The organism is Pseudoalteromonas sp. P1-11 (assembly GCF_001399995.1).
Classification (GTDB): Bacteria; Pseudomonadota; Gammaproteobacteria; order Enterobacterales; family Alteromonadaceae; genus Pseudoalteromonas; species Pseudoalteromonas atlantica.
On sequence record NZ_LJSP01000004.1, the window covers coordinates 348,616 to 366,957 of the forward strand.

Sequence of the window (18,342 nt, forward strand, 5' to 3'; positions counted from 1 at the left end):
TTGTTAATGGAGTGAAAATGACGTGAGTGAAATAAATACCAATCAATCATTTGCGGTCAAAGAGCAACAAAATAAAAATTACCTGTTACCGCTGACTGCAATGACCACACTGTTTTTTTTATGGGGTTTTATTACCGTTTTAAACGACGTACTAATCCCTCGTCTGAAAGGCGTTTTTGACCTAACTTACTTTGAAGCAATGCTCGTACAGTTTTGCTTTTTTGGCGCCTATTTTATTGTCTCTATTCCAGCTGGAATTTTGGTTAAACAATTAGGTTATAAAAAAGGCATACTAACCGGCCTAGTAGTTGCCTCAATTGGCTGTATGTTGTTCTACCCTGCGGTAGTGGTGCATGAATACTGGTTGTTTTTAGGTGCTTTATTTGTACTGGCTGCTGGTGTAACTGTTTTGCAGGTTTCTGCAAACCCGTATGTTGCTGCTTTAGGGCCAGAAAAAACCGCCTCATCTAGGCTAAATTTAGCGCAAGCACTTAATGCCTTAGGGACAACCGTAGGCCCGTATGTTGGAGGTATCCTGTTTTTTGGTACCGCAGGTACATTAGCGGCAAGTGCTGCTACTGCTGAGTCTGTAAAAGTACCTTATTTAATGTTAGCAGCGGCCTTACTTATTATTGCTATCGTATTTGCCTTTATTAAGCTTCCTGAAATAGAAGGCCATAAAGAAGAAAATAACCCGGTTAATGAAACTCGCTCACTAACACAGGCACCTCATTTAACAATGGGCGTATTTGCTATATTTTGTTATGTTGGTGGTGAAGTGGCTATTGGTAGTTTTTTAGTTAACTTTTTTGGTGAAGCACATATAGCTGGGCTTGAAGAGCACGCTGCTGCTGCACTGATCAGTTACTATTGGGGCGGAGCAATGGTTGGCCGTTTTATTGGCTCTGCTGCGCTACAAAAAATAGCGCCATCTAAAGCATTGGCATTTAATGCCTGCATGGTAATTGCCTTATTACTTGTGACTATATTTACGCAAGGCAATGTAGCCCTGTACGCGGTACTGGCCATTGGTTTATTTAACTCAATTATGTTCCCGACTATATTTTCTGTAGCGATAGAGCGCTTAGGCTCATTAACCAGTAAAGGCTCTGGTTGGTTGTGTTTGGCAATAGTAGGGGGCGCCTTGGTGCCTTTATTACAAGGTTACATTGCTGATGTTGTTAATATTCAGCAAAGCTTTTTTGTTCCGCTAGTATGTTATGTATTTATTGCTTGGTATGGCTTAAACGTGGTTCGTTTAGCTAAAAAGTGGTAAATACCCCCCGATGAAAGAGCGACTGAATACGTATTCAGTCGCTTTTTTATTGCCATTTTATAGGAACGTTCCAAGTGTGGGGTTGTTTTTAAAAAAATAGAGTTGTTACAACTATATACCGAATAGAGCTGGTTCTTTATTCTTATTTTAAGTACATAACCTGCTTATCTACCTCATTAACGACGACATACCTTTAAATTTTTGCTAAAAATATAATTAATAACAAAAAAATAAAAAAGGGCAGTCATGCTTAACTCACTTAAATTCACCTCAAAAGTGACTATTGCAGCATCTATGGTACTGGTTATTGTACTGGGTTTATTTGCTATAAATAATTACATCGCCATGCGTAACCAAACGCAACAGCAGCTCGATTTAGTCCTTAAGCAAAATTCAGAATCTACCTCACAAAACATTGCAAGCTGGCTTAATGCCAAACTCACCATAGTAAAATCGATTGCGCAAACTCACCAAAATAGTGATCCAAAACAGTTAACCCTTGCCCAGCTTAATACTGCTAAATACGCTGGTGGCTTTAAAAACACGTATATAGGTAAACCAAGTGGTTTATTTATACTTAACGATCAAAGCATTGTGTTACCTTCTGATTTTGATGCCACCTCGCGCCCTTGGTATAAGTTAGTCGAAAATAAAAGCTATACCGCATTTACCACCCCGTATATTGATGTAACCACTAACGAGCTTACTATATCTGCAGTTGTGCCCATTCAAAGCAATGGCCGCTTTAGTGGCGTAGCGGGTGCAGATATAGACATGCACACAGTGACTGAAATAATTAACGATATTGATTTTTTAGGGTTAGGGTATGCTTTTTTAGTAGATAAAAATGGCCAAGTGCTAAGCCATCCTAATAGCGAACTTAATTTAAAAAACACTTCCGAATTATTTGGCCAACCTACCGCGCTTAATAGCGAATTTACACAATATGATATAGCGGGTGAGCCGCGGTTGATATCGTTTACTAAAATACGTGGCATAGATAATGTTGACTGGTATTTAGGTGTCGTTATTAATAAAAACCAAGCCTATGCAGAGGTGTCTCGCTTTGGTGTTAACGCGCTTATTTATATGTTAGTGGGAATTGTGGCCATTATTGTGTTTATGCAATTTTTACTGCGTTACTTAATGCAACCTATGGCGCGCCTAAATGATGCACTAGAAGATATTGCAAAAGGCGAAGGCGATTTAACCAAACGTTTAAAGGTTGAAAGCAATGATGAGTTTGGCCAAATTAGTCACTCGTTTAACATTTTTATTGAAAAAATTCAGCACTCTATAGAACACGTTAAATTAACGACTGAACAACTCGATAGCGTAATAGCCAGCGTGGTGTCGCAAACACATTCTTCATTAGCCATGCACCATGACCAAACAAAACGTACTGATAGTGTGGCCATGGCGGTTAATAATTTTTCACAATCGGCTATGGCTATTGCTAATAACGCCAGTGACGCTTCTGTAATTGCTAAAAATGCAGATGAGCATTCAACACAAAACCAGCAAACCTTATTGCACAGCGTTAATAGTATTCATCAGTTATCAGCCAATATGGAACAAGCGCAACACACTATTAATAGCCTTAACGCGCATACAATTAGCATTGGGCAAGTGCTTGAGGTGATAAAAGGTGTGAGCGAGCAAACCAACTTACTTGCATTAAATGCGGCAATTGAAGCTGCAAGAGCAGGCGAAGCTGGGCGCGGTTTTGCTGTTGTTGCTGATGAGGTACGCCAGTTAGCTCATCGTACTCAGCAATCAACCCAAGAGATTGAAGATACCGTAGGGCAACTACAAAGAGGCTCAAACCAAGCGGTAGAGCTGATGAAAACAAGTATTCAAGACAGTGAAAAAAGCGTAGAGCACGCTGAAGGTGTGAGCGTGTTAATGGGCCAAATAATAGAGTCAATAAAACAAATTAGCAGTGCTAATCATAGTGTTGCCAATGCCACTGTTGAGCAAAACGACCTTGTTAAAGTGCTCGACGCAGATATTACAAGCATGAGTGAGTTATCGGTACAAAGCCAAGAAAACTTAAAAAACACCCTCAATGAATGTACTAAACTTAAACAACAATTTAGTGATTTAGAGCAAATGGTTCAAAAGTTTAGAGTTTAAAATATGCCAAAAAAATCGGTTACAGGACAAAGTTGGTTAAGCCTTATTAACATAGATAAGGTGTATAGCTCGGATAAACAGCGCCAAGCATTTTCACTATTCACCATGATAGCCATTGCTATTATTGTTATCTCTATGTTGGTGGTGTTTAACTACAAGGTGTATTCACCTATTCTTACCACGTCGTTAATAGCGGTTAATATTACGCTTATTAGCGGCACTTTTTATTTTATAAAAACAGCCAAGCTTGAAATGGTTGCACTTATAAGTATGTGTATAGTGTTTATTATGTGTGTAGCCCTTACGTATACAGGCGGAAAAGAAAATACCGCGCTTTATTGGCTAATGTTTTACCCTGTAGTGTGTTTTGCCTCTTTAGGTGTAAAGCATGGCTGCAGGCTTGGCTTAGGCTTATTACTGTGTTGCAGTGTTATTTTATACGGGCCTGATTTTGGCCAAGTTAACTATGGCGGTATTGAAAAGTCTCGCTTTTTAGCCTCTTTTACACTGGTGTTTATTTTTTCGTTTATAGGTGAATATTTCAGGCATAAAAGTCACCTGGCAATTGCTGATATAACCCTTGCGCAAACGCAAGATGCCTATACAGATCAGTTAACGGGTGGCGCGAACAGGCGTTTCATCACCGCTCACTTTTTAAAATTAGCCGCTAAAACGCCCGAAAACTACCTGCCGTTTTCTATTTTATTACTTGATTTAGATAATTTTAAACGACTAAACGACACCTATGGTCATGATTTTGGCGATACAGTGTTGATAGAATTTACCAAATTACTTGATTCACAATTTCCAAACTCCGCAGTTAAAGCCCGTTATGGAGGCGAAGAGTTTGTGGTGATTTTACCTAAAGAAACAGCCCCAGTGGCTACAAAATTAGCCGATGATTTTAGGCAATGTGTCGCAAAACAAGCTATTTTAACCAGCGATAATAAACGGGTATTTATTACCTGTAGTATTGGGGTGGCACAGGTTGATAATGTGGATCATTACAGCCGTGCACTTAAACAAGCAGATGAATACCTGTACCTAGCTAAAGAGCAAGGGCGTAACAAAGTTGTATCAAATCACACAGGAACACTATGACTCAAACTAAACTTATATATGTACACGACCCTATGTGCAGTTGGTGCTGGGGATATAAACCGACGTGGTTAAAACTAAAAGCCGCATTAGCTTCGCAGCTGACTATAGAATACAAAGTAGGGGGGCTTGCCCCAGATAGCCAAGAACCCATGCCAGAAAATATGCGCGCTATGCTCCAAAGCACGTGGCATAAAATTAGTGCGATGTTGGGCACACAGTTTAATTTTGATTTTTGGCAGGTTTGTCAGCCAAGGCGCTCTACCTACCCAGCCTGCAGAGCGGCGATTATTGCCAGAGCGCATAATAAAGAGCCACAAATGATAGAGGCAATTCAACATGCTTATTATCTACATGCCCAAAACCCATCTGATGAAAGTATTCTAATTAACTTAGCTGAAAAAATCGGGCTAGATAAACAACAGTTTACCGAGGAACTTTGCTCAGAGGCTTTGAATCAAAAATTACACGAGGAGTTAGCATTTAGTGCAAGCTTGCCTATACAAGGCTTTCCTTCGTTAGTATTAATAACTGATAATAAAGCCATTGCAATTAAAATAAATTACACCGATCACCAGCAAACACTAAACACAATTAACGCTTTATTAGCTTAACAACTAGCCAAAATGCGTGTATTTGCTCCTTTAATACACGCTTTGCATATAAACACTCCGATATAAGACGCAAATGTTACAGCTGTAACAAAATAGACTTTTTTGCGCAACATGCCTGTCATTATTCATCTATACAATTTCACTCATTGAAAATCTTTAGCCTAAAACAAGTCAGTTTAGGCTAAAACAACAAACTAGCAAATCCGCTAATTAACGAGTAAAGGTGTATGCGATGAAAGGCGTTAAACCATTGATCTTAGCTGGTATTGTAGCAGCAAGTGCTGCAGTACATGCCAATGATTTAGAAAAGGTTATCGATAAAAGCAGTGAAATAAATAAATCAGCTGCGCAATCACAAACAAAAATAGACAAGATTGCTGATTCAATGCAAGGACGTCTTCAACAGTTTAAAACCCTTAATAAAGAAATTGATGGTTTAACTGTTTATAACGCGCAATTAACTAAACAGTTAAATAACCAAATTGAAGAAATGGAGTCACTTAACCTTTCAATGGATCAGGTCTCTATTATTGAGCGTCAGATAACACCACTAATGCTGCGCATGATTGAAGGGCTTGAGCAATTTGTAGCACTTGATGTGCCATTTTTGCAAGAAGAGCGCACTAAGCGTATTAGCTCTTTAAACGCCATGATGGACCGTGCAGATATTAACTCAAGCGAAAAATTCCGCCGCGTATTAGAAGCATACCAAGTTGAAGTTGATTACGGACGCACTATTGAAGCCTACACCTCACTGCTAACGGTAGACGGTAAAGAGCGTGAAGTAGACTTTTTACGCATTGGCCGCTTAGAGCTTATTTATTTAACACGTGATGGTAAGCAAGCTGGTAGCTGGGATGAAGAAACAAAGTCGTTTGTTACTTTACCAGACTCAACAATTAGCCAAATCAACAAAGGTTTACGTATCGCACGTAAGCAACTTGCCCCAGATATGTTAACTCTGCCAGTACACGCAGCAGAATAAGAGGTTGAAGATGAAACTGTTTACTCAAATGACAAAAATGGCCCTTTTTGCTGCAGGCCTAAGCTTTGCAGGCGCTAGTGTGGCAGCTGAGCCTATGGACTTAGACTCACTATTAAAAACACTTGAAGAAGGCAAATCGGCTCAAAGCGCGCAAAACAAGCAACGCGAACAAGAATTTATGGCGCGCCAAAACGAACAAGTGCAAATGCTTAACAACACACAAGCAAAACGTAATCAAATGCTTGCTGAGTCTGAGCGCTTAGAAACACAGTTTGAAGAAAACGAAATTAAACTTGCTAACTTAACAGAAACACTGTCTAAACGAATGGGTTCTTTAAAAGAGCTATTTGGTGTGCTTCAGCAAGTTGCAGGTGATTCTAGCAATAAGTTCGCTACTTCTGTGGTATCAGCTGAAATTGCGGGTCGTAGCACATTTATGGATGAGCTAGCACAAAAAATGGGCTCTACTTCAAAGCTTGCCTCTATCGAAGATATTGAAAAAGTATGGTTTGAGCTACAACGCGAAATGACAGAGCAAGGTAAAGTAAGCCGCTTTACTACCGATGTAATTGTACAAGGTGGTGAAAAAGCACAGCAAGAAGTGGTACGTGTAGGTGCTTTTAACTTAATCTCTAACGGTAAATACCTAGAATTTAACCCAGTAACAAATACCTTAAGCGAGTTAAATCGCCAGCCTGTAGCACGTTTTACTGCAACTGCAGAAGAGTTACAAAATGCAAAAAATGGTGTTGTGCAGTTTGCACTTGACCCAACGGGTGGCTCAATTTTAGGTTTATTAGTGCAAGCACCAGATACCGAAGAGCGCGTACACCAAGGTGGCACAGTCGGTTACGTTATTTTAGGTGTAGGTGTTATTGCTTTACTTATCTCACTTGAACGTTTTTTCTCATTACTGATTATGGGCGGTAAAATTCGTCGTCAACTTAAAGATGATGTAGCACGCGATGACAACCCACTTGGCCGCGTAATGAAAGTTAAAGATCAATTCCCTGATGTTGCCCACGACACATTAGAGCTTAAATTAAGCGAAGCTATTTTACGTGAAATGCCAAAAGTAACGCGTAATTTAACGCTTATTAAAATCATCTCGGTGGTGGCACCACTGCTAGGTTTACTAGGTACAGTAACCGGTATGATTAACACCTTCCAAGCAATCACATTATTTGGTACAGGTGACCCTAAACTAATGGCTGGTGGTATTTCGCAAGCATTGGTAACAACGGTGCTAGGCTTAGTTGTGGCAATTCCTACGGTATTTTTATACACCCTACTTAATACACGCGCTAAAAATATTTTGCTTACTATTCAAGAGCAAAGCGCAGGTATTATCGCACAGCGAAGCGAGAAGGGAGCATAAACCATGGTGCTATTGATTGACTCAATCAATGCTATCCGTGATTTTCTCGACACTGGTGGCCAAGTCCTCTTGGTCATCGGGGTGTTAATCTTCGCGATGTGGTTATTGATACTCGAGCGATTTATTTATTTTTTCAAAGGTTTTCGTAGTTACAAACAAAACGTAAAAGCGCAGTGGAAAAACCGTGCAGAGCGCAATAGCTGGAATGCTGAGCAAATACGCCAGGCGATGATTTCACGTGCTTCAATGCGTTTAGACACCAACTTAGCACTGATAAATGTAATGGTTGCATTGTGTCCGCTACTTGGGCTGTTAGGCACAGTAACGGGAATGATTGAAGTATTTGATGTAATGGCAATTACCGGAACAGGTAGTGCGCGCTCTATGGCATCAGGTGTTTCTAAAGCAACTATTCCAACCATGGCAGGTATGGTTGGTGCACTTTCGGGTGTATTTGCCTCTACGTTTTTACAGCGCAGAGCCAAGCGCGAAGTTGAACTACTTGAAGACAGCATGGTTTTAGACCATTAAGTAACATTTTGATAAGCGGCTTATAGAGTCGCTCATCCTAGGAGAATAAAAATGAGAGCCCCGTTAGGAAATCTATTACAAGAAGACGAAGCTGAAGAAATTAACATGACCCCAATGTTAGACGTTGTATTTATCATGCTTATTTTCTTCATCGTTACCGCCTCGTTTGTTAAAGAAGCCGGTATTGATGTAAACCGCCCAGAAGCCGCAACAGCGGTTAAAAAAGAACGCGCTAATATTTTAGTGGCTATTTCTGATACAGGCGAGATTTGGATTAATAAACGTCAAATCGATGTACGTGCAGTGCAAGCCAATATCGAACGCTTAAAAGCAGAAAACCCACAAGGGAGCGTGGTTATTCAAGCTGATAAAAAAGCCACCACTGATATGTTAATTAAAGTAATGGATGCGTCGCGTGCTGCAGGTGCGTTTGATGTTTCGATTGCTGCACAAGATGCGTCTTAAGGGTTAGCCATGTTGCGATATTTAGTAGCATTAATAGTAGCAGGTGTAGTGACCTTTATGCTGTTTTTAGGCATGCAGGCTCTGATCACCGGTGGTGAAGGTGCCATGTCGGAGCCAGTAAAAGGAAACGTTTTAGACTTTGTACGTTTGAAAAAAGAAGAAACGGTACAAAAGAAAGAGCGTAAACCGCAAAAGCCACCTACACCAAAAGAGCCACCACCTCCTATGGAGTCGCCGCAAATGCAAAATAATGATGCAAACGCGGCCAGCAATAATTTTGATTTTGGTGCGGATGTAGGCAGCGACGTTGATCTAGCGGGTGGCTTAGCGCTTGAAACAAGTGATGGTGAATACCTACCCATTGTAAAAGTAGCTCCAGTGTATCCACGTCGTGCTTTGTCGCGTGGTATTGAAGGCTATGTAATTGTTGAATTTACAGTAACTAAGCAAGGTACTGTACGTGACCCGCAAGTAGTAAAAGCGGTTCCTGAGTCACTGTTTGATAGAGCAGCGATGGATGCCGCACTTAAATTTAAATATAAACCGCGCGTAGTAAATGGTGAAGCCGTTGAAGTGGCGGGTGTTCAAAACAAAATATCTTTCCAAATTAATGGTTAACTTATCTTAATTGGATGAAATAGCGAGGCGATTATGAAATTACTACCTACAGCTAAAAATTTAAAACTGGCATTATTTTGCACTGCCGCGATCAGTGCAAGTATTGTTGTGCCAAGTACGCTAAGCCTTGTGCCGGGGCTAAACGTAGCAACTGCCCATGCAGAGCAAGAGCAAAAAACAAAGCGTGTACCCGCACTGCGCGAAAAGGTTTATAGCCAGCTTGCTCGTGCGCAAAAGCTCGCTGATGATGGCGATGTAAAAGGCGGCCTTGAAGCACTTGATAGCATTCAAGAGCGAGCTTCAAGTATGAACTCGTATGAAATTGCGATGATGCATAACTTTTATGGCTTTATTTATTACAACGAAAATGATTTACCAAAAGCCATAGCCTCGTTTGAAAAAGTGGTAGCCGAGGAGGCTATTCCTGAATCATTACGTTTAAGTACCACGTTTAGCCTAGCGCAGCTTGCAATGGCCAACGGCGAGTATAAAAAAGTTATCGCGTTTTTAGATAAGTGGGATGAAATAAATACCAAACCTATTACAGAAGGGTATTACTTACTTAGAGCGCAAACTTACTACCAGTTAAAAGAATACCCAAAGGGGCTTGAGTACATTAATCAAGTTATTGCTCTTAGCGACAGCGAAGGTAAAACCCCTAAAGAAAACTGGCTGGTACTACAGCGCGCTATGTATTACTCACTTAATCAAACAGATAAAGTAGTTGCAGTGCTTGAGCGCATGGTTAAACTTTACAATAAACCAGAGTATTGGGTTCAGCTAGCTGGTATGTACGGAGAAACCGGCAAAGAAAAAGAGCAACTAGCAGTAATCGAAGCGGCGTATCAACAAGGCTTTTTAAAAACCAAGTCTGATTTAAGACAATTATCGCAAACTTACCTTTATAACGGCCTGGCATACAAAGCAGCTAAAACAATGAGTGATGCGATAGAAAAAGGCATTGTAGAAAAATCAGCGAAAAACTATGCCTTTATTGCAGAGGCCATGATTCAAGCTAAAGAAGATGAAAAATCGATTAGCTACTTTGCAAAAGCGGCTGACCTATCAGAGCATGGTAATTACGATCAACGCCTAGCAGAAGTGTTTGTTAACACTGAGCAATACGAAGAAGCGGCTGATGCTGCGCGTAAGGCGCTTGATAAAGGCGGCCTTGATTTTGAATCAAGCGCTTACGTTGCGCTAGGTATGGCACAGTACAATATGCAAAATTTTGATGCGTCTATTTTAGCGTTTGAACAAGCCCAAAAGCATGATAAATCACAACGTTTAGCAAAGCAGTGGATTAAATATGTTAAGCGTGAAAAAGTGCATGCGCAAACACTTAAAGCTGCGTTACTTTAACTTTATACCCTAACGCTATTTTACAAATAATAAAGCGTTTACCTATTTCATAATCGCAACACCAAAACCGCCTTAGGGCGGTTTTTTTCGTTGCTAAAAAATTTAAGTTGTTGAATTTAAATTAATTACTATTGTCATCTTATGGTTACTAAACTGTAACTGGTTTGTCATATCTCTACAGTATCTTATTTGCATCCGATAACTCAGGTCACCTTAATGCATGAGTATCGTGCCTTAAAGTGACTTAAGTTTTTACTTAATGCACTAACAAAATAATTAAATACTTTAACGGAGTGAACAATGAAATTATCTGATTTATTTAAGGTCAGCCTAGTAGCAACTGCAATGACACTAGCTGGCTGTGGCGGCGATATCGAAATTACACCTACTGTAAACGATAACAGCTCGTCAACAGATAACAGTGTTAATAATTCAAACAATACAACTGGTTCAACAACTGAAGAAGAAGCTGTTTGTGCAAGCTACGAATCAGATGCAGGTACGGTAACAGGCGTAGTAAGTGGCATTGATTGTTTATACAACGACTCGTTTGCAAGCAAAACAATTTCTATCACAAGTAACATTACTTTCGCTGAGCTACCTGATGGCGGTGTTCACGTTTTTGAAGATGCATTACAAATTGGCGAAGATGGCAGCACTGTAGATGGCTTTGAAGTACCAGCAAATGGTCCAACAATGACTGTTGAACCAGGTGCCGTTTTAGCATTTGGCTCAGGTGAAGCAATTGTACGTATTGCACGTGGTGCAAAAATTCAAGCGGTAGGTACTGAAGAAAAGCCGGTTGTATTTACTTCTGCAAACGCGTTTGACCGTTTTGATACAGCAGGCGAAGGCGCACGCTACGCAGATTGGGGCGGTATCATTATTAATGGTAACGGCATTACTGACCAATGTACTGATGCAGAGCGTGACGGTGGTACGTGTAACGTAGCCTCTGAAGGTATAACAAGCTACTTTGGTGGTAACGATAATGCAGACTCTAGCGGTAATATTAAATGGGCTAAAATTTGGTACGCAGGTTCAGGCCCTCGCGTTGGTGGTGAAGGCGATGATTTGAATTCACTAACACTAAATGCAGTTGGCTCTGGTTCTGAGTTTGATTACCTACACATTCACCAAGGTTTTGATGACGGTATTGAAATTTTTGGTGGTGCTACAACGCTTAAACACGTAGCGGTAACAGATACACAAGATGATTCGTTTGACTTTGACGCAGGTTGGCAAGGTAAAGCTCAGTACTTATTTATTCAACACGGTACTGTGACACTAAACGACGGCACTGTAGTTAACATGGGTAACAATGGCTTTGAGTCTGATGGTGTTAAAGGTTCTTCTACCGAGCAAGTGTCTCCATCTAACCCAACGGTTGCCAATGTAACGGTTGTAACTACCGATGGTAACTCGGTACGTGATGACGACCCTTCACAAGCTTACAAGTTTGATGACCAATTTAATTCAAGCATTTACAACACTGTTATCGTTAAGCAAAACGCAACTAACACGCAATGTATTGAGTTCTCAGGCGACGGTGAAGCACAAGCAGATAAAATCTCATTCACAAGCTCTGTAATGGCGTGTTCTGCAAACTTTACAGATACAGATACGTTTGCAAGCGGCCCATTAGAAGGTCAAACAAAAACAGCGTGGTTTGAAAATGACGGTGCTAACCAAATCTTAACTGATGATGTTGCAGTACTTGCAGATAACGGTTTTGCAACGAACACAGCAGCTGCAGAAGTAACGGTTACTGCAACAGATTTAAGCACAAGCGATTCATTTTTTGAAAGCGTAAACTACATTGGTGCGGTATCGGATCAGGATACAGACTCTAGCTGGTATAAATGGGTTGAAGCGGCTGTTACAGCAGCAAATGCTGACTAAATAGCACACCATTATAACCTCTGATTAAAGGCGCCTTGTGGCTTGTTATTTAAGCGTCAGGCGCCTCTTTTGTATAACCTGATTAGGATTATCTCATGTCTAAAAAGCATAGACTCAATCAAATTACCTGGGCAATTGGTTTAGGTTTAGTCGCTCATTCGACTAGCTTAATTGCTGCACAAGCCGATGAACAGTTAACAAACGAACAAGAAATAGAAGAAGTTGTTGCTGTAGGTACGCGTTTACAAGGGAGCGCTGCGGCAGTTGTAGAAGAACGTAAAAACCAAGCCTTTGTTGCCGATATTTTAGGCTCTGAACAATTATCACGCACGGGCGACAGCGATGCAGCATCTGCGCTTCGTCGAGTAACAGGCCTAACGCTTGTTGATGGTAAGTTTATTTACGTTAGGGGCCTTGGAGAGCGTTACTCTAGTGCGCGTTTAAATGGCGCTTACATCCCAAGCCCAGATTTAACCCGTAACGTTATTCCGCTGGATATTTTCCCTGCAAGTATAATTGAAAGTATGGCTGTTCAAAAAGCTTACTCTCCAGACATGCCAGCAGCGTTTGGTGGCGGTAATATAGATATTAGAACTAAAACCGCACCGAGTGAATTTACAGCAGGCATTGAAGTGGGGGCAGGTTACGATACGGCATCAAGTGATGGCTTTACCTACAATCGTAACGAAAATGGCATTCCAAGTGAGTTATCACAAGCTATTTCAACATACCGTGGTGATTTTAGTATTGGCAATATTGTTAGTAGTGAAGGCTTTGAAGATGGCGATTTAACGCGTGCAGAGCAAGCAACTGCTGTTAATAACGCACTTTTAAAGTCGCTTCCTCGCGATTATGAGTTAAAAGAAGAGTCGTTAGACCCGCGTTATAATATTAAAGCCCACTATGGTGATAGTTTTGAAGAGAGCTATTTTGGCGGCAAGGTTGGGTTTTTACTGGCAGGTGCTTACAAAAACGAATGGGATTTTGAAGAACGTTTTAGCTCAGTTATCACCCAAGATTTAGAAAACGAAGAAGGTAATGTTGATTGTACAACGTCGTTAGCGACCAGTGAAGATGTGAGTAACTCGTGTTACAACACAGTCAAAAATTCGCAAGTGACCACTGAAACCGAAAGTTATAACGGTTCATTAAGCTTGTCATACCGTTTAGGTACGCACAGTATTTCTGCTCAACAGCTTTACATTATTGATAATGAAGATGAGTCTGAAATTGCTATTTCGCAAAGCCCTGCGGGGAGTTCTACGTTTAGTATTGCGGGTGATGGGATTGCAAACCGTAATCATGAGTTTAATTACGAAGAACGCCAATTAAACATTACTCAAGTTATGGGCCAACATACCTTTTTAGATTATTTTGGTATTGGTGCCGATTGGCAGTACACCGAAGCTAAAGCAACGACTGATATACCTACCAGTGCCGACTTTGAGTTTCGTGACACCTATAATAGTGATGGCAGCTATGCCGGCTCAACTATTACAGGGGATGATAACCGTGTAATTATGTCATACACCAATATGGAAGAACGTGTTAAATCGTACGGTGGTAACTTAACGCTGCCGCTTAGCTTTGAGTCTATGGAAGTTGAGTTTAAAGTTGGTTACGATTTTTCTGACAGAGCTCGAATATTTAATACCTCAAGCTTTGCTATAAACAACAGTGGCGGCTCAGGTATTTCAATAAACGACGGTAGCACTGATGCGCTTAATAATAGTGGTTTTTTAACTGACGACTTTATTGATAATAACGCTGTGTTAGTTGACTTTAATGAGCCAACAGCCCCTGATGCCGATGATTACATTGCTGCGCAAAAGGTGGATGCAGGTTATGCGTCTTTCGATGTGTTTTATGATCAATGGATAAGAATAAGCGGTGGTATTCGTTATGAGGAATTTAAACAATCTTCTATCGGTACATCGAGCCTTATTTTTGATGAAGACGATTTAAATACCTTTTACGATCCAGATAAAATTCAAGCAGGCTCTGTTATTACCGATGATTGGTACCCGGCACTGTCTGTTACCTATGTAGGTGGCGATGATTACCAAGTGCGCTTAGGTTATGGTGAAACAGTAGTACGCCCTGATTTTCGTGAAGTAGTGCCTGTTACGTATTACGACCCTTTGACCGACATTAGAACGTTTGGTCGTACAGGTATAAAAAGTAGCCCAATTAAAAACTACGACTTACGTTATGAATATTACGGACAAGCCGGTAATTCATTTAGCGTAGCGGCGTTTTATAAAGATATTACAGCGCCAATCGAAACGGTTTTAAACATTGGTGATGAAGATTACTCAGCATCGTTTATAAATGGTGAAACAGCAGAAGTTTATGGTATTGAAGCTGAATGGCTACAAGACTTAACATTTGTAAGTGAAGGCCTATTTACTAGCGGTAATATCACATTAAGTGATTCTGAAGCGTCTATTGACCCAGCACTTGCTGGGACATTAACTAATCCTAAAAAACGTATGACAGGCCACTCTGAGTATGTAGTTAATTTACAATTAAACTACGATTCGTTAGATGGCATGCACAGCAGTTCATTAGTTTATAACGTATTTGGTGAGCGAATTTTAGCAGCGGGTGTTGCTAATAGAGATGACGCGTATGAGCAACCATTTCACTCACTTGATTTAGTTTATACTTATTACCCTGACTTTAATTCTAAGATTAAGTTTAAAGTTAAAAACTTACTCGACGAAGATCAAGAGGTAACACAATCAGACATTATAGTGCGCTCAAAAGAGCAAGGTGTAACGTTTGATTTAAGTTACAGCTACGAGTTTTAATTTTCTTCCCAAGGAAGGGGGATATAATAAAACCTAACTACCGATTAGCCCTGTATTTAATACAGGGCTTTTTTATGACTATGAAAAATATTTAAGTTTCGCTTTATTCACTAGTTTTAGGGCGCTTGGGGTGTTAGGTTAGCTTTATACTAATCGACTTAAATAACTAGTCATTCTAGTGTGCTAAATAAAGCGCGAACGGCGTAATAAATTTTTGATGCAGAACAGCTACATATAAAAATTTATGGCTTGTTATCTCGCTATTAATTTGCCGCTATAAATGATTAATAACTTAATATGATTGGTTTTAATAAAAATTAATTCTCACGCAATGAATTTTAATTTTTAATGTATTAAGGCATCTTTTATGAATCAAACAGTGGAAAAAACAATGAAAAAAGTAGGATTGGTCGGTTGGCGTGGCATGGTTGGCTCTGTGTTATTAGAACGTATGCAACAGCAAAGTGATTTTGCTCATATCGACACCACCTTTTTCACCACCTCACAAGCTGGGCAACTCGGCCCTGATATTGCTGGCGACGCAAAACCGTTATTAGATGCAAGTGATGTAAATGAACTTGCTAAAATGGATATTATTGTTACCTGTCAAGGTGGTGATTATACCAAAGCGGTTTACCCTAAATTACGCGAATCGGGTTGGGATGGTTACTGGATTGATGCAGCTTCTGCACTCCGTATGGTTGATGACAGCATTATTGTACTTGACCCTGTAAATAAAGATGTCATTGAACAAGGTTTAGAGCAAGGCGTAAAAACTTTTGTAGGCGGTAACTGTACCGTATCGTTAATGCTACTTGCTTTAGGTGGTTTGTTTGAGCAAGACCTGATTGAGTGGGTAAGCCCAATGACTTACCAAGCGGCCTCTGGTGCCGGCGCTCGTAATATGAAAGAGCTTATTGCACAAATGGGCGCTATTCATTCAAGTGTTGCCGAGCAACTAGATAATCCAAGTTCAGCTATTTTAGAAATTGATAAAATAGTGAGCGAAAAAATGGCTTCAAGCGATTTACCACAAGACCAATTTGGCGTGCCGCTAGCCGGTAGCTTAATTCCTTGGATTGACGTACCAATGCCAAGTGGCCAATCTAAAGAAGAGTGGAAAGCTCAGGTTGAAGCGAACAAAATTTTAGGCTCTTCTAAACAGCCTGTGCCAATTGATGGTTTATGTGTACGTATTGGTGCAATGCGTTGTCATAGCCAAGCGATGACCATTAAATTACGTGAAGACATTAGCGTAGAAAAAATTGAAGAAATTTTAGCTTCGCATAACGAGTGGGTTAAAGTTATCCCTAATGAGCGCGAAATTAGTGCGACTGACTTAACCCCAGTTAAAGTAACAGGTACTTTAAGTATTCCTGTTGGTCGTATTCGTAAATTAGCCATGGGTCCTAAATACATTAGCGCATTTACCGTGGGCGATCAGCTGTTATGGGGCGCTGCAGAGCCACTTCGTCGTATGCTTCGCATCATTGTAGACGGTGAATAATTTCTGCATTTAAAAGTGTATATTAAAAAGGGGTTAGCGTATTGCTAACCCCTTTTTTAGTTATTTTAGTTAAGTGACATTGCATACTACTTTATTTTTTCCTTCGTGTTTTGCTTTCGTTTTTGCTATTTACAACGCTTTATCTATGGTGCTGCAACGCGCTGTATATAAAAGCACTATATGAACGCGCTGTATATAAAGCGTATAAGTTTGTGCTTCATTAATACCTAGGAAAAACGTAATAAATATTAATATTGCCATCCCCTATGCTCTGTTGGAGCAGTCATAAAATTAATGAGTATATGAAAGGCTCACTAAGCTTGCTTAACTCGGCTCATTGCATTTTTTGGTATAGCTTTTGCTCGTAATAACCTATTACAGCTTTATTCGCTCGGTTTTCGCTGCTTTGTGGGTACTTAATTCACTTATGCAGGTATTTTTTACTTATGCCGAGATACTAAGCCTTCACATAAGGATAGATAATGGCTTCTATTTTTAAAAATACACGCAAAAAATGGTTTTATGCTTTAATAGTTACAGCCTTGGGGTTAATTTTACTCAGAGCTTTAGCCCCTTATGCGGTTCAATATTATGTAAATCAGCAGCTTGAACAAACCCAAGGCATAACAGGGCATGTGGGTGATGTTGATTTGTACTTATATCGAGGCGCTTACGCTGTTGATGAGGTAGAAATTTACGCGGTAGATGCCACGCAGGTGCCTAAGCCGTTACTGTCTATTGATACACTTGATTTTTCGCTTGCGTGGTCTGCTTTATTAAACGGTAATTTTGTCACCAACATGGCTTTTACCCGCCCAGAAATTGTTATTTACGATAAAGACCCAACTACCGCTGAACAAAATCAACAGGTGAAAGATGAAACCACCTGGGTAGGCCTTGCTAATGATCTCGTGCCTTTTTCAATCGATACGCTACGTATAGACAATGGTAAAGTAACCTTAGTTAACGCCACCAGCGAAGGAGAGCAGCCTACTTACGTATCAAATATAAACGCTAACATTAACAATATTACCAATGCACAAAACCTCTCTAAAACACTAGTCACAAGTTTAAAAGTAGAAGGGCAGCTAATGGGCGAAGCTAAGCTGTCTTTAAATGGTAAATTGGACCCTTTTAGTGATGAAGCTAATTTTGATTTTAATGTTGAAGTGCAGCGCTTTTCGGTTAAAAATCTCGAAACTGTTTTTAAAGTGTATACCCCATTTGACATTGAAGCCGGCGGAATAGATGGCGCAATGGAATTGGCCGCTAACAATAATAACTTAAATGGATATGTAAAAGCGGGTGTGCACGATTTAAGTGTTTTTTCGTGGCGCGAAGATATAGAAAAAGATGATGACGGTCTATTTACCGCTATTTTTGAAGGCAGTATTGATTTACTCAGCTCGTTATTAGAAAACGACGAGTCAAAGCTGGTGGCTGCTCGGGTGCCCATAGACGGGCAGTTAGATAACGCTGATGTATCTACTTTTGAAGCCGTGGTTTCGGTATTAAAAAATGCGTTTTTTGAAGCATTTAAAATGAAGGTTGATAATGTTATTTCGTTTGAAAGCACGCAAGAACAACAAGGTGAGTAACTAAAAGCCCTTTTTATTAACTCAATACAAAGGGCTTTTTAAGTTTTAGCAAGTAAAAT

The 18,342-nt window shown here is 40.1% G+C and carries 14 protein-coding genes; all 14 read left to right on the top strand.

Going from position 1 to position 18,342, the window contains the following annotated elements; genetic code table 11:
* Positions 1-22: 22 nt before the first annotated feature.
* The 14 genes from AN390_RS09755 (at position 23) to AN390_RS09820 (ending at position 18,283) form a co-directional block, all read left to right on the top strand.
* Positions 23-1,276, top strand: coding sequence for a sugar MFS transporter (locus AN390_RS09755; RefSeq protein WP_055254170.1), 1,254 nt, complete (start codon positions 23-25; stop codon positions 1,274-1,276).
* A 246-nt stretch (positions 1,277-1,522) separates the two neighbouring features.
* On the top strand, positions 1,523-3,412 hold the full coding sequence (locus AN390_RS09760) for a methyl-accepting chemotaxis protein (RefSeq protein WP_055254172.1): 1,890 nt from the start codon (positions 1,523-1,525) through the stop codon (positions 3,410-3,412).
* A 3-nt stretch (positions 3,413-3,415) separates the two neighbouring features.
* Complete coding sequence (locus AN390_RS09765; RefSeq protein WP_055254174.1) at positions 3,416-4,513, top strand: GGDEF domain-containing protein; 1,098 nt, start codon at positions 3,416-3,418, stop codon at positions 4,511-4,513.
* Complete coding sequence (locus AN390_RS09770; protein WP_055254177.1) at positions 4,510-5,124, top strand: DsbA family protein; 615 nt, start codon at positions 4,510-4,512, stop codon at positions 5,122-5,124. The genes AN390_RS09765 and AN390_RS09770 overlap by 4 nt, the downstream gene beginning before the upstream one ends.
* 232 nt (positions 5,125-5,356) lie before the next feature.
* Positions 5,357-6,109: a DUF3450 domain-containing protein gene (locus AN390_RS09775; protein WP_004586345.1), complete on the top strand. Its 753-nt coding sequence runs from the start codon at positions 5,357-5,359 to the stop codon at positions 6,107-6,109.
* A 10-nt stretch (positions 6,110-6,119) separates the two neighbouring features.
* On the top strand, positions 6,120-7,487 hold the full coding sequence (locus tag AN390_RS09780) for a MotA/TolQ/ExbB proton channel family protein (RefSeq protein ID WP_055254179.1): 1,368 nt from the start codon (positions 6,120-6,122) through the stop codon (positions 7,485-7,487).
* 3 nt (positions 7,488-7,490) lie between these two features.
* The gene (locus AN390_RS09785) at positions 7,491-8,018 is read left to right on the top strand and encodes a MotA/TolQ/ExbB proton channel family protein (protein ID WP_029772985.1); all 528 of its coding nucleotides are present in this window, start codon (positions 7,491-7,493) and stop codon (positions 8,016-8,018) included.
* Between the two features lie 51 nt (positions 8,019-8,069).
* Entirely contained in the window at positions 8,070-8,483 is a 414-nt protein-coding gene (locus tag AN390_RS09790; RefSeq protein WP_004586342.1) for a biopolymer transporter ExbD, read from the top strand.
* Positions 8,484-8,495: 12 nt separating this feature from the next.
* A complete protein-coding gene (locus AN390_RS09795; protein WP_029772986.1) occupies positions 8,496-9,101 on the top strand; it encodes an energy transducer TonB in 606 nt (201 codons plus the stop codon).
* 33 nt (positions 9,102-9,134) lie between these two features.
* Positions 9,135-10,463, top strand: coding sequence for a CDC27 family protein (locus AN390_RS09800; RefSeq protein ID WP_055254181.1), 1,329 nt, complete (start codon positions 9,135-9,137; stop codon positions 10,461-10,463).
* Positions 10,464-10,763: 300 nt separating this feature from the next.
* The gene (locus AN390_RS09805) at positions 10,764-12,365 is read left to right on the top strand and encodes a hypothetical protein (protein ID WP_004586339.1); all 1,602 of its coding nucleotides are present in this window, start codon (positions 10,764-10,766) and stop codon (positions 12,363-12,365) included.
* 95 nt (positions 12,366-12,460) lie between these two features.
* Complete coding sequence (locus AN390_RS09810; protein ID WP_004586338.1) at positions 12,461-15,178, top strand: TonB-dependent receptor plug domain-containing protein; 2,718 nt, start codon at positions 12,461-12,463, stop codon at positions 15,176-15,178.
* 367 nt (positions 15,179-15,545) lie between these two features.
* A complete protein-coding gene (asd, locus tag AN390_RS09815; protein ID WP_039972138.1) occupies positions 15,546-16,685 on the top strand; it encodes an aspartate-semialdehyde dehydrogenase in 1,140 nt (379 codons plus the stop codon).
* A 482-nt stretch (positions 16,686-17,167) separates the two neighbouring features.
* Positions 17,168-18,283, top strand: a complete 1,116-nt coding sequence (locus AN390_RS09820; protein WP_055254183.1) for a DUF748 domain-containing protein — start codon at positions 17,168-17,170, stop codon at positions 18,281-18,283.
* The last annotated feature ends 59 nt before the right edge of the window (positions 18,284-18,342 follow it).